We start from the raw sequence: 22,150 nt of genomic DNA on the forward strand, positions 1-22,150 counted from the left end.
GGAAAAAATTTGGCACTATGTGTAGCGCGGCGGCAGCTTTCAGACAATTTGGTGGGATTTTCCGGGCAAACTATGACTGACGTGTCCATAACGAAATAGCCGAGCGGTCGGTAGGCTTCCGAGGCGTCTCGCCAGCGCACCCCATTGCGTCTGACGAAGATAATCCCGCTCAACACCCGCTTGTCATATAACCGAGGCTTGCCGTGCGGCTTCGGAAAAAAGGCAGGAGCTTGGCCATCTGCTCGTCGGTCAGTCAATAAAGGTAGCTCATGTTACCGCTCAGTTTTCCGAACCGTGAATCATCCAGCGCAGCAAAAATCAATGCATCCTGACCCTAGGTGTAAATCATCGGATCCACCCCATCGGCATTCATACTCTCAGTCTCATACAATCAGACCCTGGCTTTTTCGAAAGCCGCCCAAGCGGTCTCAAAAGCATCAAAATCAAACTCCGGTTGGCGGGCTGCATCCAAGACGATGCGTTCTGTCACCAATAGTTTTTGGATTGCGGCTTCTAGCTGATCAACGACATCACCGGGTACGACCAACGCGCCATGACGGTCGGCGTGCACCAATTCGCCAGGATTAACCGTCAGGCCAAAAACGGAAACCGGTGTATCGATCTCGCGGACGTGGACGAAACCGTGGCTTGGCCCGACGGAACCTGCCACGACCGGGAACCCCTTGGGTAAGTCGCCCAGATCCCTCATGACGCCATTGGTTACGACTCCGGACATACCAAAACCCTTGTGGACGGATGTATTGATTTCACCCCAATAGGCTCCGATGCAATCCGGAAAATCCATATCCTCGATCACAGCGACGCACGGGTTGGGGGCTTCGGCCATGTATTTGTAATAAGCCATGCGCCGGGCCTTGATGACTTCAGGCGGCTCAGTCGGCGGATTGACCGCCGCGATCTTGGCCGTACGGGCATAGCCGACGATCGCGGGCTCTTCGGGCGCTGAACACAGCATGGTACCGCGCGTAAAATCGTCGAACCCGCGCTTGCCCTGTGCCACTTCGATGGCATTGCAGACCGTGGGGGTGTCGACCTTGCGAAGCAGGGACAAAAGGGATGGCGTCATGTGTCCTCCAACCAGCGGATCAAGGCCGCTGTGGTTTTTTGGGGTTGTTCCAATGTCGGCAGATGCCCGGCGCCTTCGATGATCTCCAGCGCGCTGTCTGGCAATAGATCGTGCATCAACTGGTGGCGTTCAACGGGGCACAGCCTGTCTTCTTGCCCACACAGGACCAAAGCCTTTCCCGTGTAAGCCGTCAGCGTCGCGCTTTGGTCCGGGCGATCCATCAGCGCCCGCGATTGGCGCAAAAATACGTCAGGGCCCAAGTCGGTGGCCATTGCCATGCACAGATCCAGGATAGCCCCCCGGTTAGGCCCGTCGGACAGGTAACTGGGCTTCATCTCGTCCCGCATTACCGACCTCAGATTGCCGTCGCGAACGGTTGCAATCTGGGGCGCGCGGCGGGCTTTAACTTCTGGCTTTTCAATCAGTGGATTTGTGTCGAGTAAGGCCAGGCGCGAGACACGTGCAGGGGCCTGACGCAATACTTCCATGGCCACGATCCCCCCCATCGACAAGCCAGCCAGCGCAAATTCAGCCGGCGCATTTTGTAGAATGTCATCTGCCATGACTTGCACGCTGTCGTGTCGCGACAACGGGAATGTCATCACCGGCATCCTGCCTGACAGAGCGTTGATCTGCGGACCAAAAAGGCGGGCGTCACACATCATGCCAGGCAAGAAGATCACGGGTATCATGCCGAGGCCAGCTTGGCCCCCTCAGACAGCGCGGCCAACTTGGCGTAGGCGATCTGAGGGTCAACCGCGCCGAAGCCCGCAAAGGTGCCAAAGCCACAATCGCTGCCTGCTATCACCCGGTCCGCGCCGACGATTCCCGTGAAACGTTCGATCCGTTGGGCCACAAGCTCGGGGTGCTCGACGAAATTGGTGGTGGTGTCGACCACCCCGGGGACCAGAACCTTGTCATCTGGTATCTCAGATTTGCGGTCACGGAACACAGTCCACTCGTGGGCGTGACGCGGGTTCGAGGTCTCAAAGAGGACATAGCGCGATTTGGTCGCCATCAGGGTGTTGAACACCTTGTCCATCGCAATGTCGCAGCAATGCGGACCCTCATAGTTGCCCCAGCAGATATGCACCCGCACGCGATCCTGCGGGACGTTCTGAAGCGCGTGGTTCAGCGCCTCGACATGCATATCGGCGATTTCGACGAACGCGTCGTCTGAAAGGTCTGTGAACAGCATATGGCGCGACAAGGCCAGATCGGGACAATCCAGTTGCAGATCCAGACCTGCGGCCACGATGGTCTCGTATTCCTCTTTCATGGCATCGGCCAGCGCCGCCAGATAGGCCTCACGCGTGGGGTAGAAATCGTTCTGCAAAAACAGTGAGATCACGCCCGGGGACGCGGCATTCATGAAACCGCGCTCGACCCCATGCTGCGCCATAGCCGCTTTGAGGTTGGCGATGTCCTTCTCTAACTCACCCTGCCCTTTTGATCGCACTTCTCCGGTGCACATTGGTCGGGCGTATTGCGGCGTGCCGCCGTCATTGGCCAGCCGCTGCAGAAAGCCGGGGAACATCTTCAAATCAGCAGGCGCATTTCGAGGGCTGTCGCCGGAAAACCCGGTGTAGCGGTCCTTGACATAGGTTGCATAAGAAATCTTCGAAGTCTCACCGTCGCTGACTATATCAACGCCGGCTTCGACCTGTTTGCGCACCGTTTCAGAGACTGCGGCGGTCATACACGTATCAAACGCGGCTGCTTCATAAGGTTCGCCGTTTTCCCTGGCAAAGATAAGATCCACGACGTCCTGTGTTCGGGGCAAAGACCCAACATGTGTGGTTTTTACGGCCATAAAGACCTCCTTACAGTTTTCGTGCCATCAGCACAGTATGGCTTTGAGTTTCGGGGTCTTCGGCCAAAAAGCCGGTCAATTGCAGCCCGTTCTCTTCAAGGCACGTTGCATAACCGGCCGGGGACAACGAGGCGTGATAGACAAGCTCTGATCCGACCGTACCGCTGACTTCCCCAGCGCGTGGGCCTACGGTCAACATCAGCATTCCACCGTTATGTAAATGGCGTGCCATGCGGGTGATGCAGCCCTTCTGCTCATCTGCCGTCAGGTGAAAAAAGCTGTTCCAGGCGATGATCCCATCGAATTGCTGATCCAGCTCAAAATCCCGCATGTCAGCCATCCGCCAATCCCCGTCCGGCCAGCGTTCTTTGGCGATTTTCAGCATGGCTGCGGAAAAATCGACACCCGTGACGTCAAACCCTTCGGCCATAAACCAGCGCGCAATGGGATCGCCTGTGCCACAGCCCAGATCCAGTACGTGGTCACCCGGTTTGAGGCTGGCCGTGAAGCGCGCCAACCAGCGCGCCTCGAAAAGGGCTTTAGAGCGGCGCTTGTCATACTCTGTGGCTTGCCGCTCATATATGGCTTGGGTGTCGTTCGGGTCTGCGCTCATCCTGTCCAGGTCGCTCCTGCCGGTTCATCGGTTGCAGTGATCCGGTACAGGCCCGCCTGCCCGGTCATTGATGGCTGAACGCTATAGGATTCACCGGGCAAAACCAGAGCCGTGTCACCTGTCGAAATTGTGGTTTCGTGCTCGTCGATCGAGATATGCCAGTGACCGCTGGCTGGCATCAGAACCACAGGTTTATCCGCCGCAATCGGTTCGGTCACAGAGGACCCCCGGCCAAGGAAGTCTACCGCAAACCCCGGCTTATCCTTGATCAACCCGCTCTCACCAATCACCTGCGCAGGCTTATTGGCCGACAACGCCATCAGATCCCAATACCGTGCAACATATTTGCCGACGACATCCTCAACCGGAACCTCAGGGTAGCCCTTCAACTGCTCTTCGGTCAGCAAGGGCATTGGGTGCACATTATGAGGCAGCTCCTGACCTTTCTTGGTGTCGTACAGAACGCCATTGTCGCCCAGCATCAGACCATGCGCCTGCGCATCTTCGATGACCTGAGGAGCCCAAGTGACGCCTCCGCCCGCGTCGTCACCGCCCAGGATTGCCATGATCATACCGTAGTCCTGGCCAACGTTTTCGAAACCACGGAAGATGCCGGTCGGGATGTTGAAAATATCGCCCTCCTCGGCGATGAACTCACCAGCGGTGCCATAAAGGCCCCAGAAAAAGCGCCAGCGTCCTTTGGCAACAAAGAAAACCTCGGCCGTTGTGTGGCTGTGCAATGAGTTCCGGCATTTCGGCGGCTGACCTGCGGCACCGATGTTGAAGCCGATCTTGTCGGTGATGTGCACATGCTGATCTGGCGATTCCGAGACGCCACCGCCGATGATCGTGAAATTCTCTTTCTGATCGCTGCCCGGCGTATGGGCATCGATAAATGCGGTTTTACAGGGTTGGAGCTCGCCGTAGCGGACAATGCGGGAAGTGATGGCTGATTTGGTCATGACGTATGATCCGATTTTTTGTTTTCTGGAATGCAAGCTCGTGTGCTCTGGCGGCACAGGCGCTCACTCCCCTGGAGGGCGCAGATTCAGTCGCCGCGCCCGCAGGCTTTGACGGAACATATGGAAACGTCGACGGGCTCCGGTTTCACGCAGACCACCTGCAAGGATACGATATACGACCGGACGGGCCACTCAGACCTCTCCGCTCTGCAACAGGATCTGCTTCCAGACCGAGGTTTCATCGAACAGAGTATATTCACGGCGCAACTGCAGTTGCCCCGCAATCAGTGCGCCAAACTCGGCATGGCTGATCCCGAGGACATAAACCTGTGCCCCTGACGGCGCCCCGAACATGCCCCAGCCGTCATGCTTGCCCCAAAGGCTCCAGCGAATTGCTGATCGCGGCGGCATATCCGGGTCGTCGCGCCCGATCTGGTGTTCAATCTTGAATTCAGCATTCGGGAAACTCGCCCGCAGCCCCATCCAGAACCGGTCGACGGCATTCCAGCCATGCCCCGTGACGCCGCCCACATACTCAGACTGCACCGCACGGTCATATTCAGCCGCGATTGTGCCCATATCGGCACTCATGATCCGGGTCAGGATATCAGCATATCGCTGCCCCCACGCATTATCATTTCCGCGACCCTTGTAGGGGCCGGGCTGGTCGATTTCGGGGGTCAGAGGCTTGGTGCAGCTGTCCTTACCGCCCTCGCGCGCAATCAGACCAGCGGCGTATTCCTTTGGGTCCCAGCCCATCTGCCGCACAATCGCGCCCTGATCGCGGATCAACCATTCGTCGTTGATCTGGTTGTCGATGGCGTGGCAGTCGGCCAGAATTCGATAGCATAGTTTTGTACCCGTAGGTTTGCCGTAAACCCCCTCGGCCAGATGCGTGGCAGTAGACAGGATGCGGTGAGAGCTCAGCATGCCTTCTTCCGGCGTGCCCGACCAGATCACATCTTCACCCATCAACTGCCGGTCCGGAAACTCGGCCAGGGTCGCCATCGTCGCGCCGATCACATTCTGATTTCCCAAAACCACCGAACCGGGTGAGCGAACGACGATATCTTCGCTGTAATACTCGTGCAGGGTTGCGATGCCCCGGTCTTCCCAGATCTCTTTGGTAATTCCGATGATATAGTCGGGAAAATCCCGGAACTTGGGATCAAAGCCTTTCATGTTTTCATCCTTTGCGGGGTCCAGCCTTTGGGCAGCCGTGCCGAAGTGCGCACGATCAACGGCCCATCAATCGCGACCTTGCGGGCTGCGGCAACTGCCGGGTTTTCAATATGGTCCAACAAGGCATCAACGGTTTCCGCCACCATCAGGTTGGCGCGCTGACGAATGGTGGTGAGATTATAGGCAAGCCATCCGGCCTGCGGAACATCATCGTATCCAACGACAGAAACATCTTCTGGTATACGCATTCCAAGTTCAAACCGAATGACGTCCATCACGGCAAGCGCCATATGGTCATTGGCGACGAACACCGCATCGGGCCGTTTTTGCGGTTCAACATCAAACATGCGGCGCGCGGCCAATCGCGCATTCTCGGTCAGAAACTCTCCTATTTCATAGGCGTACAGATCCTGACCTGCATCACCGAGAGCGGCGCGAAACCCGGCCTCGCGGTCTCGCTGGGTTGAGGCACCCTGCCAACCGGCAATGTAAGCGATGCGACCGTGGCCTGCGGCAATAAAGAATTCAGCGACCTTGCGGCCGCCGGAATAATTGTCAGAGGTCACAGAGGTGATCCCGTCGATATCCTGACTACGGTTGAACAGCACGACCGGCACACCAGCTTGTTGGCACCGTGTTGCGATATCGGACGACATCGCGACCGAGGCCAGGATCACGCCATCAACCTGATAATCAAGAATTTCCTCCATAACGTCGTCAATGTTTCCGGCGGTTCTGGAGGCCATGAAAATCAGGACGTGATAGCCCTGCTCCTGCAACTCGTTCGACAGCTTCTCGAGCGCTTCGGGGTAGAAATAGTTGTCCAAATAGGCGACGACCAAACCGATGATGCGGCTTTTGCCCGACACCATCGCGCGCGCCAATACATTGGGGCGATACCCAAGCTCAGTCGCGGCTTTGCGCACCTTTTCTTCCGTCTTCTTGCTGACCGAAGCGCCCGGCGTGAAGACGCGACTGACGGCGGATTGGCTGACACCGGCCAGTTGCGCGACCTGGAGTGATGTTACTTTCTCAGCCATCAATCTGCTGTCCAACCTCCGTCAATCAACATCGAGGTGCCTGTAACCAGCGCTGAGGCATCCGAGGCGAGGTAGCGTACCGCACCCATGATATCTTCGACCTCGCCCACGCGACCCAGTTTGATCTTTTCCATGATCCACGCGGCGCGTTCTGGGTTGTCAAAGGTGGATTGGGTCAGAGGCGTTCGAATGAACGTCGGGCAGACCGTGTTGATTCGGATGCCCTGCTTGCCCCATTCGATGGCCATGGATTTGACCATACCTTCGAGCCCATGCTTGGTTGCACAGTAAAGCGCCCTGTCTACGCCGCCCACATGGCCCATTTGACTGGAGATATGAATTATGGACCCTGGCTTGCCAGCATCGATCAAGGCACGCGCAGCATAGGCGGAAAGGAAGTAGGCGGAACGCAAGTTGACGCCGGTAACGACATCGAAGTCTTCGGGTGTCGTTTCAATTGCGGGGCTATGACGGGCGACCCCGGCCGAGTTCACCACGACTTCGAAGTTTCGCGTTTCGAAAAGCTGTTTCAGCTTTCCCAGATCGCCCTGGTCCAGCACAAGCGCTTCGGCTGACCAGCCCTGCCCCTGCAGAGCAGCCACCGTATCATTCAACCGGTCCTCGCCTCTGGCCGCACAGACGACATGCGCGCCCGCCTCGGCCAGCGCCACGGCACAGCCCTGCCCAATGCCTGAAGAGGCACCTGTCACCAGGGCGGTCTTTCCTGTCAGGGAAAACGAAGGGGTGCGCGGCAGTTCAGTCATCAGCTCATTCCATCCGGTATATCAATGCGCCCCATGTTTCGGGCCTTGTTGAATTCCCGCAGACGGGCAAAGACGTCAACGCCTAGCTGACGATAAGCATCCAGAAGATCGACCAGCACCCAGTTTTCACGAATGCGCCCGTTTTCCTGCCGCCAAAAATCGAGGCTGCGCATGGTGATCTTCTGGCCCGCAGGCGCGATCCCCATCCATCCGTCATGGGTGACGGTCTGGATCATATTAGGCCAGCCGGTCACAGCCGCGTATTCGCCATCGCCGAAGAAATGGTAGGTGATGTCCTCGACGTATTTCCCGCGATCCGGCATCCCGTTCAGGAACGGAATCTGGTGCCAGTTACGGAATCCTGCATAGCCTCGTCCGGTGCCGATGCCTGAGGGGCCGTACCAATTCATACGGGGATGCCAGAACCGCTCCATCTCCATCACCTCGGGGCCGCCTTGCGACGGGTGTTTCTTGAGGTGCTCCAGCATGTCGATGATGTGTTTGCAGGTCTCTTTACCTTTGGCCTCATCATGGGGCCCAGGTACCAACCCGTCCTGCGCGGCCGGCCCGGGCACGTGCCATTCGCGGCCAAGACTGGGGGCCATGGGCCAGGTACTTGCCTGAATCATAACCTCGGGGATATCCCAAAGGGCTTGCATTTCAGCAACTTTGCCGTTTTCGAAACGGTAAAACTCATGAAACCGCATGGTGACCTGGTGGCCTGTCGGCGGGATGTCCAGCCACGGGCCGGTGAACGTACCGGTGTAGTAGCCGCCGCATCCAATCCAGTCAGAACCATGTTCATCCGGTCCACCCATGACGATATAATCCCGCCGTTCCAGATCGGGCCAGGCAACCAACAGATCTTTATAGGCGCGGTCATAGAAAGCGTCGCTGCCAATGCTGTCGCCAAAGGGATGGCATAGGTGGAAAACGGCGTCCGAGGCCGTTACCTCGGCCAGTGCCGCGCGAACACCGGCCTCGGAAAAATCATACATCGCGGCCCTGAGCGGAGCGATCAGGGCCTTGTGTTGAGTATGCCTGTCACTCATTCAGCGGCATCCCGATACGGCGCGGGTTCGCCATAGGGCACATTGATGCCACCATAGCGACGCACGCGGACGTTGCACTGTTCTGCGTGGCCTACAAAACCTTCCAACATGCACAGACGCGAGCCGTATTCGCCGATTAGTGTCGCCGCCTCGTTGGTCAGAACTTTCTGATAACTGTGCGTTTTCAGGTACTTCCCGACCCAAAGCCCACCGGTGTAGCGCCCGGCCTTCTTCGTTGGCAGGGTGTGGTTCGTACCAATCACCTTGTCCCCGTTTGACACGTTGGTGCGCGGACCAAGGAACAACGCGCCGTAGCAGGTCATATTCTCAAGGAACCAGTCGTCACGATCCGTCATCACCTGCACATGTTCCGAGGCGATATCATCGGCAACCTGCAGCATCTCGTCATACGTGTCGCAGACAATCACCTCGCCATATTCCTCCCAGGACACTTTCGCAGTGTCGGCGGTCGGCAGGATGCCCAACAGGCGGTCCACCTCGGAGAGCGTCTCATTAGCAAGCTTTTCAGAGTTTGTCAGCAACACGCAGGGGCTGTTGTATCCGTGTTCGGCCTGCCCCAGCAGGTCGGTTGCGCATAGCTCGGCATCTGCCGCGGTCTCGTCCGCGATCACCATGGTTTCGGTGGGACCTGCAAACAGATCAATGCCGACGCGCCCGAACAACTGGCGCTTGGCTTCGGCAACAAAAGCGTTGCCGGGGCCAACCAGCATGTGGACCGGATCAATCGTCTCGGTGCCCAAAGCCATCGCACCAATGGCCTGTATGCCACCCATAACGTAGATCTCATGCGCGCCACCCAAATGCATGGCCGCAATCACTGCTGGGTTCGGCTTGCCTTTGAACGGAGGCGTGCAGGCAATGATACGAGGGACACCCGCGACCGAAGCCGTGGCCACGGACATGTGAGCCGAGGCCACCATTGGGAACTTGCCACCGGGGACATAACATCCGACCGATTGTACGGGGATGTTCTTATGGCCAAGGATCACGCCCGGCAGGGTTTCGACCTCAATGTCCAGCATTGAATCCCGCTGAGCCTGCGCAAAGTTGCGCACCTGTTCCTGTGCGAATTTTATGTCGGCCAGTTCCCTATCGGTCAGTTGACCGATCAAGTCATCGATTTCCTTCTGGCTCAGGCGGAACGAGGCTGGCGAGTAGTTGTCGAACTTCTCACTCAACTCACGCACCGCAGCATCACCGCGGGTTTCAATGTCTTTCAGCGTCGCCTCAACCACGGCGCGGGTCTTGGCATCATCTTCAGCCCGGTCCGCATCGGATTTGCCGCGTTTAAGATACTCGATTGCCATGTTTCCAATCCTCAGTTTTCGGGCCGGGGTGGACATTTCTCACCCCGGTCAAATGCTTCCCAGCCTTCGCCGTTGAACAGGTCGACGCCCAGTTGCGCCGCGACATGTGCGAAATCGACATTCACCCAGTTGTCGACGATCTTGCCGTCAACGACTTTCCAAAAATCCATATAGCGGATCTCGACCCGCTTGCCGGTAGGGGCGATGCCCAGAAACTCACCCGTATGGGTTGCTTCCTGACGACCAAAGGCTGCTGCCCATTCGCCCATGTAAAGACGGGCTTCATCGATGCAGGTTTTGTCCGAAAACGCCGCTTGAAACGGGCGCTGCCAGTTTTCCTGAAACTCTTTCAGCCCGGTTTTGGTGCCGCAGCCTTGATTGCCCATCCAGCGGAAGCCTTGGGTGAAGAATTCTCCGATGTCATCAATGCGGTGATCGTTCAGACCATCCACCATGGTTTCGATCACGCGGCGCGTGTCTTCGGTTTTGCTCATGTCCGTGTCGCGGGTCAGGACCGCTTGTTCGGGACGGGAACCTTTCATGTCTATGTCCTTTCAGGTTGCCAGAGAGAGAGTTTGGGGATCGCAGCCCCTATACTCAGAAAGTCCCTCGGCATCCTGTTCAGCGCCGGGTGGCGCGACATGGCGTTATGGCGTGCATGGTTGCTCATCAGCCTTTGACCGCTCCGGCTGTCAGACCGCTGACGATCTGGCGCTGGAAGATCAGAACAAGGAAGATCAGCGGCGCAGTGATCGACACGGCGGCGGCAACCGCGACCACCTGATCGGTTGTTGTCGTCTCTCGGTTGAACATGCCGACAATAGCGGGAACCATGGTCTGGTTCTGCGCATCCAGCAGCAGTGCAGTGACAAGAAAGTCGTTATACGCCAGCAGGAAGCTGAACAGACCTGTGGTGATCACCCCCGGCCACATTACCGGCATGATCACACGGCGGAAGGCCTGAAAATGGCTGCAACCATCAACGCGCGCAGCCTCATCCAGCTCTGCCGGGATATTCTGAAAGAACGAACGCAGCATCCAGATCGTGAATGGCTGATTGATCGCAACCAGAACGGCGATCACCGCAAATGGCTTGCCATACAGCGTCGGTGCGTTTTCACCCAGGATCGGGGCCAGCCACTCGGCCGAGTTGATGAATACCGGTAGATAACCGGCCACCAGCACCGAATGCGGCAGGGCCCGGAACACCAAGGCGACAATCAGGATCCAGAAAGCCAAAGTCGATCCAGACCGTGCCAGACCATATCCCGCCAACGTGCCAACGGTCAGCGACACGGTCACCACACCTGTTGTCACGATCAGTGAGTTTTTGAAGTTGTTTGAAAAGCCCCGGTCAATCCAGACGGTCTTGTAGTGTTCGGTGGTCAGGCCAAGCACGTCCCGACCCAAGGGTCCGAACCAGGGGTTCAGCACGTTTAGAACGGCGGGCAGGACGACAAAGAATGCAAGCAGAAAGCCAACAAGAACAACCAGCACGCCGATCACCCAGCCAAACCATTCTTGCTCGGGTTTCGTGTAAGACTTCACCATCGACGGGAGTGTTTTTGTGGAGATCACAATCGTCGCCCAAATCACCGCGATGCCCAGAATGATGTCCAGCAGCGAAAGACCTTTGCCAACGCCCAGAGTGGCAGGACCGAAGATCACGTTCAACGCGTTGCTGTCGAAGGCATCCACTGGCGACTTGAAGCTCATCACCACGATCCAGAAGATCGGGAAGGCCGCGATCAGGCACCACAGCGCAAGGAAGATGTTTGAAGTCAGCCGCAGGCCAAAAGGCTGGCGAAGCGCACGCGAGGACATATCAGTGACCTCCTTTATGATCGCGCCATGTGCGGCGCAGCGGAAGGATAAGCAGGATGACAACGCCAATCATGGTCAGCATCGAGTTGGCCGAGGCACGGCTGATCGACCGGTTACCCGCCTGATCCGGCGTCAGGTAGTCAAAGGTCAGCCACTGTAGCGAGATCACATAGCCCTGGCTTGAGAAGCCTACGATTTCTTCGAACACGCGGTAGCTGTCCATCAGGTGGATCATTGATACAAATATGATAAGCGGCATCAGATGCGGAATGACGATGTATTTCAGCCGCTGCCAGCGGGTCGCCCCGTCAATTACCGCGCTCTCCAAACTGTCTTGATTAACCGTTTGGAGACCGGCGTAAAAGATGATGGCCGCAAAGGGCGCCACGTGCCAGACGCGGTAGATCATCATCAGGACTTCAATCGTCCAAGCCTGGGCAAACAGGGCTATGTCACGGTTCAGCCACCATTCCATCATCGCAGTCAGGATACCGTCGCCGCGAAACAGCCAATTGATTGACAGAACTCCGATCACCGGAGTGATGATAAAAGGTAGCAGAGAGACGAATATCACCGGGCCGCGGATAGAACGCGCGGCATTGTTTATCAGAATGGCAATCCCAAGCCCGCAACCGACCACCAGCGGCAGGGTGATCAAAGTAAACGTCAGAGTGAACCGCAGGGCCTTCCAGAAATTGATCGTCGACAGCACATGCCAGCTGCCATCACTTATGGCGCGCCATGCACGGTCAGGTTCCAGAACATTGCGATAGCTTTGCAACCCCACGTACTGGGTTTGCGTGATTATCTCACCATGCTCATCCAACTTTGGCTGCGACACATTTTCAGTCACACAGGTCTGGGTCAGGAAACCGGGGGTACAGGTTTCTTTTTCAACCGTCTCATAGATCGGCTGAGTGACATAGAAACTCTGCTTGAACACGCTGACCAGCGGGAACGCGATGAAGAGAAGCATCATAAAGACAGAGGGACCGACAAAAGCAGCAAATGTCCGGAAGTTCATGGCTCTGCCTTTCTAATGGTTCTCGGGGGAAAGGGATGGGAGGGCCGTAGCCCTCCCAAGGGAGGATCAGTTGCTGATCAGACCCGCTTCTTTCGCGGCAGTGACATAGTCTGCCTCGATATCGGCCAGAGTCGTCTGCGCGTCTTTGGCACCGGTCAGGTAGTCGGCCAGTCCGTTACCCAACGAGGTGTGCATGATGCCCATAGGACCGGAAGCCGGGTAAGCCTTGGCGCCGCCTTCAGCGGACGCTGCAGCACCTGCAGCCAAAGGGCCTGCCGAATAGGCCGTGCTCAGCCATACTGCGACATCGTTGTTCGCACTGACCGTATCGGTGTCCATGCCCTCAAGTGCGACGCGGAAGGCAGCATCCGCTTCTTCGTCGCTCATGTTCGAAGCCAGAACAATACCGTCCCACCAGATTGTGGTCGCCGGAACCGCCGATCCCATTGGAGCCGCGGCCATGGTCACCTTGCCAACGACCTGGCTTTCGGCCTCATCGTTCATCGCAGCGGCACGGCTGGCCCACAGGTTCGCCATGGCAATCTTGCCCTGCTGGAACTGCTGTTGCACATAGGTCGAGTCGGAAACCAGATATTCTGGGTCCATATACTCGGTCATGGCTTTCAGGGTTTCCAGCGCCGCTACGCCTTGCTCGTTGTTGATTGCAGGCATGTTGCCGTCACCAAAGAACGAACCGCCCTCGCCCAAATACATATTGACGAATTCCTGACCAAGGTTCCAACCGGTCTTGAACGTCCCACCAATGGGATAGTCCATGACGCCGGCTTCCTTGATCTTGGCAGCCGCGGAAAGAACATCGCCATATGTCTTGGGTTCTTCGATGCCCAGTTCAGCCAGAACATCGTCGCGATACATCAGGTGCTGCGCATTCACCATCATCGCAATCGCCATGGTCTTGCCATCGACTTTGATCAACTGATTGGGCAGCAAATCCTGACCGTACTTCTCGACCAGATCGTCCAGCGGACGGATCGTACCGGCATTGAGCAAAGGCACCAGAGTTGCGTTCGAAACACCGCCGATCTGATAAAGCGCCGGATCAGCGGCAAATGCCTCAGGTTGCTTTTCGCGGAATTCCTGGTCCAGCGAAGCGCTGAAGTTACCGCATTCCGCCATTGCATCGGTGACCGCTTTCCAGGCTTCAAACCCGGCGGACAGCGACTTCAGTGGCACGTCGTTTTCAAAGGCACATTCCGCCCATGCGCCGGTGGCGGCGATGGACATGGCACCTGCCATAAGGATCGTCTTGAGTTTCATGCGTTTCTCCCTGTCAGGATCGGTCCGTCGTCGACGTCCGGACCGGTGTTAAGCCCGTTTGGGCTGTTTGTGGGGGTGGTCCCCAATCCGCGCACCGCTTTCAGCTTCAAAGAGGTGACAGATTTCTTTTGGCACCGATAACGAGACTGTCTCGCCAATCTCGGCGCGGAAGGCTTTATCGGCTTTGACCGATACCAGAGCACCGCCGACCCGGACCGAGATCATGGTCGCGTCGCCCAGCAATTCCAGCGTGTAAATGGGTGCTGTGATCTGGCCCTGCCCTTCGGCAAGGCTGGCGTCTTCTGCGCGGAATCCCAGTGTCATTGGTCCGTCCGGAGCATCGACTGGAATTTCGACATGCTCGGCTCGGAACACGCCGCCCGAAACCTCGCCATCCATCAAATTCATCGCGGGTGAGCCGATGAAGCTGGCCACAAACGTGTTAGCCGGCATGTCGTAGATTTCCGTGGGGCTACCCACTTGCTGAACCACGCCTTGTTTCATCACCACAACGCGGTCGGCCAAAGTCATGGCCTCAATCTGGTCATGGGTTACATAGATGGTGGTGACGGCCAACTCATGACTTAGATTTTTGATCTGCGCCCGGGTGGAAACCCGCAGTTTAGCATCCAGATTTGAAAGAGGCTCGTCCATCAGGAACACGTTGGGTTCGCGCACAATGGCACGGGCGAGTGCCACACGCTGCCTTTGACCACCTGACAATTCGGCAGGCTTACGATGCAGGAAGTCGTCCAGCTCGACCATCGCGCTGGCGCGGCGCACTTTCTCGTCATGGGTCGACGGGTCGATGCCGCGCACTTTCAGCGGAAAGCGGATGTTTTCATAGACGTTCATGTTGGGATAAAGCGCATAGCTCTGGAACACCATCGCAACGTCGCGGTCCTTCGGCTCCAGATCGTTGACCACATTGCCATCGACCAAGATTTCGCCCTCGGTCACGTCCTCAAGTCCGGCGATCATCCGCATCGTCGTTGTCTTGCCGCAGCCCGAGGGGCCGAGCAGGACCAGAAACTCGCGATCAGCAATGGTCAGGTCGAAATTGTGAACCCCAACGAATGAGCCCCATCGCTTGCCGACGTTCCGCAATTGAATTTCCGCCATGGTGCCCCCTGCAAGGAATCATTTTGCATACGTTTGCAAAACTGTAATTCGCATACGTCAATTCAGGCAAGACTTTTTTGCATACGTATGCAAAACTGACGCAAATACCCGACTCAACCCGGCTTCGTGCCTCTCGTAAAACTTTGATCACAATGGCAAATACCGTGACCTTTCAGACAGAAAAAAAACTCGTCTCTGCGTTTCACACCGCGTTGGATTCCGCGACAGAACAAGAAATCCCGAAGGCAATGGGCCAATACTGCGCCCCGGATCTGAAGTGGCGCGGCTTTCACCCATTCAACGAAATCAATGGCGCCGAACAGGTTGCCCGGCAGTTCTGGCAACCACTAAAGAGCAGCCTAACCCGCCAGCAGAACCGTGTAGATATCCTGTTTGCGGGGCAAAACTCGCTGCGGGACGAGGCCCACGTTTGGGTCGTATCTATGGGGCATTTGATGGGGCTGTTCGACCGTCCGTGGCTGGGCATTCGCCCAACTGGCAAGCTGGCATTCCTGCCCTATTGCGCGTTCTACAAGGTCGCCGGTGACAGGATTGTCGAAACAGCGATGTATTTCGACATACCGCACCTGATGGTGCAAGCCGGGCAGAATCCGTTTCCCCCGCAAACAGCGGCGCATTTGGTGCAACCCGGACCAAGGCCCCATAACGGTCTGCTACTGAACGAGCAGCCCATTGAAGAAGGCGAAAGGACGCTGGCAGTCATCAACGCGATGATCTCGGATCTGGGCCAATGGGACAGTGGGTTGTCGCTTGAGGATGAATTGGCCCGAACCTGGCACCAAGACATGATCTGGTGGGGACCTGAAGGGATCGGCGCGACCTACACGATAGAACGCTATGCCAAGCAGCACTCAGGCCCGTTCCGCGCCGCCTTCGCAGACCGGTCAAAGACCAATCATTTCTGCCGTTTGGCCGAGGGGCATTATGGCGGGTTCTTCGGCTGGCCCAACTTCACGGCAACTCCGTCCGGTGGGTTCATGGGTATGCCCGCAACCGGTACGCCCGGCGAATTCAGGGTGATCGATATCTATCGCCGCGCTGGTGACAAACTGGCAGAAAACTGGGTCTTCATTGACCTGTTGCATTTCTGGAATGCGCAAGGTGTCGATATTCTGGAACGCACGACGGGGATCGAAACGCCATGAGAATAGATGCGCATCACCACTTGTGGGACCTGTCTGCCGTGAACTACCCCTGGCTCATGGAAAAGGGCGTCGCTCGTTTCTTTGGCGACCCCTCCCCCATCCAACGAAACTATTTGCTGCCGGAATTTCGCGCAGATGCCAAAGCCGAGGGTTTCGGCGCCTCGGTCCATATTCAGGTGGGCGCGGCTGACCCCTGGGCCGAAGCGCAATGGGTGCAAACAGTGACCGACCGGTTCCCAGACTGGCCGTTGGTGCAAGTGGCGTTCTGCGATCTGACCGCTGATGATCTGGACAAACAACTCGACCGGCTTCAAACCCTGCCGTCTGTACGTGGCGTTCGTCAGATTATTGGCCGTGCTCCGGGCGAAGATGCCTCAACTGGAACGAACTCGCTGCTAAAAAACCCAGAGTTTTTGGCTGGACTGAAGCAACTGGGCCGCCGCGGTCTTTCCTTTGACCTTCAACTACTGCCTGAACTTATGGGTCAAGCTGCAGATGTCCTTGCGCAAGCTCCGGAAACCCAGACGGCGTTGTGCCACGCAGGTTCACCGTATGACCGGACTCCGCCAGGTTTGCGAAAGTGGGCTGACGAATTGACCGCATTGTCAAGCCTTCCGCAGGTCTATTGCAAACTCTCCGGCCTTGGAATGTTCGATCACAACTGGAGCGCAGAAAGTGTCGCGCCTATCGTTTCAAATTGCTTGTCTCAATTTGGCAGCGATCGCTGCATGTTCGGATCGAATTTCCCAGTTGATAGCCTAACATCAACTTTCAAAGATCTTGTTTCCTGTCACCAACAGATCATCTCAAAATCGGACCATGACGACGTGTTTCATATCACCGCAAAACGCTTTTATCGTTTTGAAGAATGAAAAAACGCATAAACCGAAGTTTTTGGCACCACTTTCTGATGGCTTCTTTGCAATTGCGGCGGATGTCTACTGTCCGCCGTAAGTTCTGAATGCAACGAACAACTTTCGGCTGCCCTTCCAAATGGGTTTTAGCATGCTGCAAAGTACACAATATATGACGCGAGTTGAGTGTACGTAGAATTCGAGAACGAGTGCTGTTGGCCCGCCGCAATGCAACAGTTTTGCCTATCACGTACAAATCTCTTGACGGTAGGCTACTGGCGTGGCTTGCCGCGCTCAGTGCCATTAGGTTGCGACGAGAGATACCTCGTTGTCCGGCGAGTAAGTGTCCCAGATGTTCCAGTGTCCGGTCGTTGGTGTCGGGTTGTTGATTATTGGAACATCGAGCACGGTGGGCTTGCCACCGTCCACAAACCAATATGCCGCAGGTAAATCTGACCGTTCCGTTTAACCCTCGAGGGTATTGGGGCTTATATATTATAAGGTCTATTGTGTGAGGTTCTCATCCAAATTGGGCGTCCGAACCAGTCCTCGCAAAATTCTGTTACTCTTCGCGGGCAATGATCATTGGTTCCCTTGCCACTAATCTTCCCGCAACAGCTCAACTATTTCATCAAGTTCCGCGCGTCGCCTCGATGAATGCGGAAGAGTTATCATCAGCGACCGGCCTGTTTCGCAGGCCTGCGCCGATACACGCACCAAATGCCCGGCCTTCAGCGCAGGCTCGATCAAGCATCCATGCGCCATCAAGGCACCGGCCCCGGACTTGGCCTCTTCGACTGCAAGACCGTAAAGCGAATATTTCGGCCCTTTGGTAGGATCGCTGATAATTGTCCCCGTCTCCTCGGACCACCGCCGCCAATCGTCCTGCCATGTCTGATCGTGCAGCAGCGGGGTGGTTTCAAAGTCGAAACGCTCGACCAGTTCTGGCGCGCAAACCGGGAAAATGACATCCTTCGCGACTACAATTTGATCAGCCGCCCCATCAGGATCGGCAATGAAGACCGAAAGATCAAACAGATCACGTGATAGGCGAGGCGGTGTTTCCATGGCCGTTACCGAGAACTTCATGTCCGGCCAAGTGTTTCGGATGCGCCCCAAACGCGCCGGCAGCCAAAGTTGCGCGACCGAAGGCAGGGCGGCGATGTGGATCTCAACGCTCGGGCTCAGGTTCCGCAGGTTCTGCGTTGCGGCGGCAAGCTGATCGAAGGCCTGGGTGAAATCACTGGCCAAGTGGCGCCCAGGCGCGGTCAGCTCAACCCCTTGCGCGTTTCGCCGGAACAGCGGCACGTCCGCCCAAGCCTCAATCGTTTTGATGTGTTGCGAAATCGCACCGGGAGTGACGCTCAGCTCTTCGGCAGCAGCGACGAAACTGCCCAGCCTTGCTGCAGCTTCAAAAGCGCGGAGTGCGTTGAGAGGTGGCCCTTTCGGGCGTCTTGGTAGAACAGCCATTGTCTTAGACTCAGTTTTTCTACGCCAAGAAATAGCAATTCTGATTTGCGATGTCGCCCCGTTTGTTCAATCTGGTGACAAGCAGGAGGTCACAGACATGACAATCACACACCGAAACTGGGTCCCGGATCAGTGCGAAACCCGTGTTCAGCAAATCGCCGCCAAGGCGTCTCAGGCCGCGTCTGATGAGCTGATCAAACGGATCGGCGATCTTGCGACGCGGAACCGCGAGATCCACGAGCAAGAGTGTTTCAACCTTAACCCGGCAACAAATGTGATGAATCCAAGGGCCGAGGCCCTGTTGTCATCCGGCATCGGGTCCCGACCATCGCTGGGCTATCCCGGCGACAAGTACGAGATGGGGCTGGAAGCTATTGAAGAGATTGAAGTGATTGCCGCCGAGCTTTGCGCCGAGATCTTTGAAGCCAAATTCGCCGAAATTAGGGTGCCGTCAGGCGCGATTGCCAACCTCTATGGGTTTATGGCGACCTGCAAGCCGGGCGATACAATCATTGCACCGCCAGCCTCGATTGGTGGGCACGTGACTCATCACCTTGGGGGGTGTGCTGGGTTGTTTGGTCTGCGCACGATTGAGGCGCCAACGGATGGTGACGGCTATACGGTCGATCTGGATCAGCTACGCGCGTTGGCGCTGAAAGAACGGCCCAAGCTGATCACTATCGGGGGCAGCCTCAATCTGTTCGAACATCCCGTAAAAGAGGTCCGGCAGATCGCTGACGAGATCGGGGCCAAGGTCATGTTCGACGCCGCCCATCAATGCGGGATCATCGCAGGCAAAGCGTGGTGCAATCCTTTGGCCGAGGGCGCGCATTTCATGACGATGAGCACTTACAAAAGCCTGGGCGGCCCCGCCGGTGGTTTGATCGTCTCCAATGACGCGGAGATTGCGCAAAAGCTCGACGCGATTGCCTTTCCGGGAATGACGGCAAACTTCGACGCGGCCAAGTCTGCAGCATTGGCCGTAACAATGCTGGACTGGCGCGATTTCGGCAAACAATACGCGGCCGAAATGATCTCGATGGCGCAAGCGGTCGCAGAACGATTGGACGCTCGTGGTGTTCCCGTCTTTGCGGGTCGGGAAGGATTTACCAACTCGCACCAGTTTGCTGTGTTGGCAGACTCTTATGGTGGCGGGCAAGCGGCGTCCAAAACGCTGCACCGCGCTGGGTTTCTTGCTTGCGGAATTGGACTGCCTGCACCCGAAGTGAAAGGGGACATGAACGGCCTTCGGTTCGGGACGCCTGAACTGGTCAGATGGGGGATGACGTCTCAGGACGCTGATCGGTTGGCGGCATTGATCACTTCTGGATTGGCGGGCGCGGATATCGCCGCCGAGGTTGCAGAGTGGCGGCAGAGTTTTTCGGAACTGCGTTTCGTACACTGACAGCACGATGGGTGCTGTCCATGGCGCTTTCGTCGCGCCCGTGTGATTGCGCCCTTCGCATCGTATATGGGCGCGGGCCGACCGCATGGCCCGCGTTTTGGCATTTCACATTGCCAGATCCGGTTGGTCCCGAGTTATCTCATACGTTCTGGTTTGACCGGATCGGGTCACCTGCAAGATCAACTTCTGAGCATTTTCGAACCGTTCGAAATACGCAAACCGGATATTAGCCAGCGCTGTAATATCTTGGCACTGAATCAGGTAGTCGGCCAGAAAGTCGCTATGTTGATCTTGATCAGCAGACTCGTTGGTATTGTCCTGCCCCAATCCTTCACCCGTAAGTGTGACATTGGCCGACGCGGTAATGCATCCGGCCTCTTCCGGCAGCACAAACAAGCCCAAAGGTTTGGACAGGTCTGATACCGCAACCGCCACCTGCGCGCGATCGTCATCGGTTTCGGCCGGGCCTTCAAAACCGATAATGTCTGCAGAAGGCACATTGAGGGATAAAGAAAATGCCTGATCAGAAAAGGCGATATTCACATATCCCGTACCATGTTTATGGGCAGGGCCTTGCACTTGCGATAGAACAATCGCCGGTGTCAGCATCAAAGCAATGGCTGCACATTTCATAAACAAAGCACCACCCAACAAAGAATCACACAGTCCATTCTAATGTGATTAAAACCCCGTGCAATCGCGGCTTCGGCTCACCTACCCCGCCAATTATGGGGAAAGGGTGCGACATATATTTCCGACAATAAGACTCAGGTTGACTTACCTTACTATTTCACTCAGTTTTTGGTGCGTGCGCGTCGCTGAAGCGGCGCTAGTGAGTTTTTTCTGACAGGAAAGTGTCACCTCCATGACCAAATTTTTTGCCGCCACCAGCGTATTGACCCTTGGGATCGCGACAGCAGCATTTGCCGAAACCCCCGCGAAGATCGACGTTCTGACCACCTATGCGAACATCGCCGAAGCCAAATATGACGACAGCCTGATCGCGGCAAAGTCGCTGCAGGCCGCAGTAAACGCGCTGATCGCTGATCCGTCAGACGCCACACTAAACGCAGCACGCGCTGCATGGATTGCTGCACGTGTTCCGTACCAGCAGACCGAGGTTTACCGTTTTGGCAACGCGATCGTCGACGACTGGGAAGGCAAGGTAAACGCATGGCCGCTGGACGAAGGGCTAATCGACTATGTGGACGCAGCCTATGGTGGTCCAACTGACGAGAACGAATTCGCCGCACTGAACGTCATCGCCAACCCGACGTTCGAGCTGTCAGGCAAAACCATCGACGCCAGCGAAATCACCCCGGAACTGCTGGGCGAGCCCCTGCACGAAGCCGACGGAATCGAAGCGAATGTTGCCACAGGCTACCACGCGATCGAGTTCCTGTTGTGGGGCCAGGATCTGAACGGCCATGGCGCGGGCGCAGGCGACCGTCCGTACACCGATTACGTTCAGGGTGACGACTGCACAAACAGCAATTGCGACCGCCGTGCACAATACCTGAGCGCTGCGACTGACCTGCTGGTCAGCGATCTGGAATGGATGGCGGCGCAATGGGCCGAAGGTGGCGAAGCACGCGCAGTCCTGACTGCCGACGAAATCGCAGGCGTCAGCGCCATTCTGACCGGCATGGGTTCACTGTCTTATGGTGAGCAGGCCGGTGAACGCATGCGCCTTGGCCTGATGCTGAACGACCCCGAGGAAGAACATGATTGCTTCTCGGACAACACACATAACAGCCATTACTACGATGGTCTCGGCGTTCAGAACGTCTATCTGGGCAGCTACACCCGCATCGACGGCACTCCGGTTTCAGGCGCATCGCTGTCGGATCTGGTGATCGCCAGCGACCCATCTCTGGACGCGGAGATGAAGGTGAAACTGGCCAACACCATGCAGGCTCTGGGACGTTTGAAATCAACCGCGGAAGCCGGATTTGCCTATGACCAGATGCTGGAACGCGGCAACGAAGGCGGCGAAGTGCTGATCATGGGCGGCGTTAACGGCCTGGTCGATCAGACAAAGACGATCGAGCGCATTGTGACCACGTTGGAACTTGACCAGATCGTGTTCGAAGGTTCGGACAGCCTGGACAACCCAGACGCGGTCTTCCAGTAAAATACAAGGTTCGCGCCAAACGGAGGCGGCAG

General features: G+C 56.7%; 21 protein-coding genes and 1 pseudogene. 4 read left to right on the top strand and 18 right to left on the bottom strand.

Annotated elements, in window-relative coordinates:
• Positions 1–104 precede the first annotated feature (104 nt).
• From AC2FFP_RS03250 to AC2FFP_RS03325, 16 genes and pseudogenes are all read right to left on the bottom strand, one after another.
• Positions 105–238, bottom strand: a pseudogene (locus AC2FFP_RS03250) (IS5/IS1182 family transposase); the annotation flags it as partial.
• Positions 239–391: 153 nt separating this feature from the next.
• On the bottom strand, positions 392–1,087 hold the full coding sequence (locus AC2FFP_RS03255) for an RraA family protein (RefSeq protein ID WP_496725449.1): 696 nt from the start codon (positions 1,085–1,087) through the stop codon (positions 392–394).
• Positions 1,084–1,779, bottom strand: coding sequence for an alpha/beta fold hydrolase (locus AC2FFP_RS03260; RefSeq protein WP_496768838.1), 696 nt, complete (start codon positions 1,777–1,779; stop codon positions 1,084–1,086). Before AC2FFP_RS03260 ends, AC2FFP_RS03255 begins: the two co-directional genes overlap by 4 nt.
• The gene (locus AC2FFP_RS03265; RefSeq protein WP_496768840.1) at positions 1,776–2,900 is read right to left on the bottom strand and encodes a cobalamin-independent methionine synthase II family protein; all 1,125 of its coding nucleotides are present in this window, start codon (positions 2,898–2,900) and stop codon (positions 1,776–1,778) included. The genes AC2FFP_RS03260 and AC2FFP_RS03265 overlap by 4 nt, the downstream gene beginning before the upstream one ends.
• A gap of 10 nt (positions 2,901–2,910) precedes the next feature.
• The gene (locus tag AC2FFP_RS03270; RefSeq protein ID WP_496756251.1) at positions 2,911–3,513 is read right to left on the bottom strand and encodes a class I SAM-dependent DNA methyltransferase; all 603 of its coding nucleotides are present in this window, start codon (positions 3,511–3,513) and stop codon (positions 2,911–2,913) included.
• A complete protein-coding gene (locus tag AC2FFP_RS03275; protein ID WP_496768842.1) occupies positions 3,510–4,475 on the bottom strand; it encodes a cupin domain-containing protein in 966 nt (321 codons plus the stop codon). Before AC2FFP_RS03275 ends, AC2FFP_RS03270 begins: the two co-directional genes overlap by 4 nt.
• Positions 4,476–4,667: 192 nt before the next feature.
• Entirely contained in the window at positions 4,668–5,657 is a 990-nt protein-coding gene (locus AC2FFP_RS03280) for a nuclear transport factor 2 family protein (protein WP_496880705.1), read from the bottom strand.
• Positions 5,654–6,697: a LacI family DNA-binding transcriptional regulator gene (locus AC2FFP_RS03285; RefSeq protein WP_496725441.1), complete on the bottom strand. Its 1,044-nt coding sequence runs from the start codon at positions 6,695–6,697 to the stop codon at positions 5,654–5,656. The genes AC2FFP_RS03280 and AC2FFP_RS03285 overlap by 4 nt, the downstream gene beginning before the upstream one ends.
• A complete protein-coding gene (locus AC2FFP_RS03290; protein WP_496768846.1) occupies positions 6,697–7,461 on the bottom strand; it encodes an SDR family NAD(P)-dependent oxidoreductase in 765 nt (254 codons plus the stop codon). Before AC2FFP_RS03290 ends, AC2FFP_RS03285 begins: the two co-directional genes overlap by 1 nt.
• Entirely contained in the window at positions 7,461–8,513 is a 1,053-nt protein-coding gene (locus AC2FFP_RS03295; protein WP_496768848.1) for an ester cyclase, read from the bottom strand. The genes AC2FFP_RS03290 and AC2FFP_RS03295 overlap by 1 nt, the downstream gene beginning before the upstream one ends.
• Positions 8,510–9,841: a histidinol dehydrogenase gene (gene hisD / locus AC2FFP_RS03300; protein ID WP_496725437.1), complete on the bottom strand. Its 1,332-nt coding sequence runs from the start codon at positions 9,839–9,841 to the stop codon at positions 8,510–8,512. The genes AC2FFP_RS03295 and hisD overlap by 4 nt, the downstream gene beginning before the upstream one ends.
• A gap of 11 nt (positions 9,842–9,852) precedes the next feature.
• Positions 9,853–10,383 carry an ester cyclase gene (locus tag AC2FFP_RS03305; RefSeq protein ID WP_108859141.1) on the bottom strand — a complete coding sequence of 177 codons (531 nt, stop codon included), beginning with the start codon at positions 10,381–10,383 and terminating at the stop codon, positions 9,853–9,855.
• Positions 10,384–10,510: 127 nt separating this feature from the next.
• On the bottom strand, positions 10,511–11,665 hold the full coding sequence (locus AC2FFP_RS03310) for a carbohydrate ABC transporter permease (RefSeq protein WP_170561322.1): 1,155 nt from the start codon (positions 11,663–11,665) through the stop codon (positions 10,511–10,513).
• Position 11,666: 1 nt separating this feature from the next.
• Positions 11,667–12,689 (bottom strand): carbohydrate ABC transporter permease, encoded by a 1,023-nt coding sequence (locus tag AC2FFP_RS03315; protein WP_496740692.1) that lies wholly within the window; start codon positions 12,687–12,689, stop codon positions 11,667–11,669.
• 66 nt (positions 12,690–12,755) lie between these two features.
• Complete coding sequence (locus AC2FFP_RS03320; protein WP_282153301.1) at positions 12,756–13,967, bottom strand: ABC transporter substrate-binding protein; 1,212 nt, start codon at positions 13,965–13,967, stop codon at positions 12,756–12,758.
• Positions 13,968–14,015: 48 nt separating this feature from the next.
• Positions 14,016–15,089 (bottom strand): ABC transporter ATP-binding protein, encoded by a 1,074-nt coding sequence (locus tag AC2FFP_RS03325; protein ID WP_496768851.1) that lies wholly within the window; start codon positions 15,087–15,089, stop codon positions 14,016–14,018.
• A gap of 164 nt (positions 15,090–15,253) precedes the next feature.
• On the opposite strand from AC2FFP_RS03325, the gene AC2FFP_RS03330 reads away from it, so the two are divergent.
• Both AC2FFP_RS03330 and AC2FFP_RS03335 read left to right on the top strand, forming a co-directional pair.
• Positions 15,254–16,255: a nuclear transport factor 2 family protein gene (locus AC2FFP_RS03330; RefSeq protein WP_496843749.1), complete on the top strand. Its 1,002-nt coding sequence runs from the start codon at positions 15,254–15,256 to the stop codon at positions 16,253–16,255.
• Positions 16,252–17,127 (top strand): amidohydrolase family protein, encoded by an 876-nt coding sequence (locus tag AC2FFP_RS03335; RefSeq protein ID WP_496768855.1) that lies wholly within the window; start codon positions 16,252–16,254, stop codon positions 17,125–17,127. Before AC2FFP_RS03330 ends, AC2FFP_RS03335 begins: the two co-directional genes overlap by 4 nt.
• Positions 17,128–17,709: 582 nt before the next feature.
• On the opposite strand, the gene AC2FFP_RS03340 is transcribed toward AC2FFP_RS03335, so the two are convergent.
• Positions 17,710–18,579 (bottom strand): LysR family transcriptional regulator, encoded by an 870-nt coding sequence (locus tag AC2FFP_RS03340; RefSeq protein ID WP_496768857.1) that lies wholly within the window; start codon positions 18,577–18,579, stop codon positions 17,710–17,712.
• A gap of 97 nt (positions 18,580–18,676) precedes the next feature.
• Between AC2FFP_RS03340 and glyA the strand changes: the two genes are divergently transcribed.
• A complete protein-coding gene (glyA, locus tag AC2FFP_RS03345) occupies positions 18,677–19,984 on the top strand; it encodes a serine hydroxymethyltransferase (protein ID WP_496843750.1) in 1,308 nt (435 codons plus the stop codon).
• A 105-nt stretch (positions 19,985–20,089) separates the two neighbouring features.
• On the opposite strand, the gene AC2FFP_RS03350 is transcribed toward glyA, so the two are convergent.
• Positions 20,090–20,617, bottom strand: coding sequence for a ZrgA family zinc uptake protein (locus tag AC2FFP_RS03350; RefSeq protein WP_496843751.1), 528 nt, complete (start codon positions 20,615–20,617; stop codon positions 20,090–20,092).
• Between the two features lie 232 nt (positions 20,618–20,849).
• On the opposite strand from AC2FFP_RS03350, the gene AC2FFP_RS03355 reads away from it, so the two are divergent.
• Positions 20,850–22,118, top strand: coding sequence for an imelysin family protein (locus AC2FFP_RS03355; protein ID WP_496768863.1), 1,269 nt, complete (start codon positions 20,850–20,852; stop codon positions 22,116–22,118).
• Positions 22,119–22,150 lie beyond the last annotated feature (32 nt).

This window comes from Ruegeria sp. YTSC004 (assembly GCF_059609805.1).

Bases quoted from the DNA above. Each gene is read 5' to 3' on its own strand.
- AC2FFP_RS03255 (WP_496725449.1), bottom strand. From the start codon at position 1,087: ATGACGCCATCCCTTTTGTCCCTGCTTCGCAAGGTCGACACCCCCACG.
- AC2FFP_RS03260 (WP_496768838.1), bottom strand. From the start codon at position 1,779: ATGATACCCGTGATCTTCTTGCCTGGCATGATGTGTGACGCCCGCCTT.
- AC2FFP_RS03265 (WP_496768840.1), bottom strand. From the start codon at position 2,900: ATGGCCGTAAAAACCACACATGTTGGGTCTTTGCCCCGAACACAGGAC.
- AC2FFP_RS03270 (WP_496756251.1), bottom strand. From the start codon at position 3,513: ATGAGCGCAGACCCGAACGACACCCAAGCCATATATGAGCGGCAAGCC.
- AC2FFP_RS03275 (WP_496768842.1), bottom strand. From the start codon at position 4,475: ATGACCAAATCAGCCATCACTTCCCGCATTGTCCGCTACGGCGAGCTC.
- AC2FFP_RS03280 (WP_496880705.1), bottom strand. From the start codon at position 5,657: ATGAAAGGCTTTGATCCCAAGTTCCGGGATTTTCCCGACTATATCATC.
- AC2FFP_RS03285 (WP_496725441.1), bottom strand. From the start codon at position 6,697: ATGGCTGAGAAAGTAACATCACTCCAGGTCGCGCAACTGGCCGGTGTC.
- AC2FFP_RS03290 (WP_496768846.1), bottom strand. From the start codon at position 7,461: ATGACTGAACTGCCGCGCACCCCTTCGTTTTCCCTGACAGGAAAGACC.
- AC2FFP_RS03295 (WP_496768848.1), bottom strand. From the start codon at position 8,513: ATGAGTGACAGGCATACTCAACACAAGGCCCTGATCGCTCCGCTCAGG.
- hisD (WP_496725437.1), bottom strand. From the start codon at position 9,841: ATGGCAATCGAGTATCTTAAACGCGGCAAATCCGATGCGGACCGGGCT.
- AC2FFP_RS03305 (WP_108859141.1), bottom strand. From the start codon at position 10,383: ATGAAAGGTTCCCGTCCCGAACAAGCGGTCCTGACCCGCGACACGGAC.
- AC2FFP_RS03310 (WP_170561322.1), bottom strand. From the start codon at position 11,665: ATGTCCTCGCGTGCGCTTCGCCAGCCTTTTGGCCTGCGGCTGACTTCA.
- AC2FFP_RS03315 (WP_496740692.1), bottom strand. From the start codon at position 12,689: ATGAACTTCCGGACATTTGCTGCTTTTGTCGGTCCCTCTGTCTTTATG.
- AC2FFP_RS03320 (WP_282153301.1), bottom strand. From the start codon at position 13,967: ATGAAACTCAAGACGATCCTTATGGCAGGTGCCATGTCCATCGCCGCC.
- AC2FFP_RS03325 (WP_496768851.1), bottom strand. From the start codon at position 15,089: ATGGCGGAAATTCAATTGCGGAACGTCGGCAAGCGATGGGGCTCATTC.
- AC2FFP_RS03335 (WP_496768855.1), top strand. From the start codon at position 16,252: ATGAGAATAGATGCGCATCACCACTTGTGGGACCTGTCTGCCGTGAAC.
- AC2FFP_RS03340 (WP_496768857.1), bottom strand. From the start codon at position 18,579: ATGGCTGTTCTACCAAGACGCCCGAAAGGGCCACCTCTCAACGCACTC.
- glyA (WP_496843750.1), top strand. From the start codon at position 18,677: ATGACAATCACACACCGAAACTGGGTCCCGGATCAGTGCGAAACCCGT.
- AC2FFP_RS03350 (WP_496843751.1), bottom strand. From the start codon at position 20,617: ATGAAATGTGCAGCCATTGCTTTGATGCTGACACCGGCGATTGTTCTA.
- AC2FFP_RS03355 (WP_496768863.1), top strand. From the start codon at position 20,850: ATGACCAAATTTTTTGCCGCCACCAGCGTATTGACCCTTGGGATCGCG.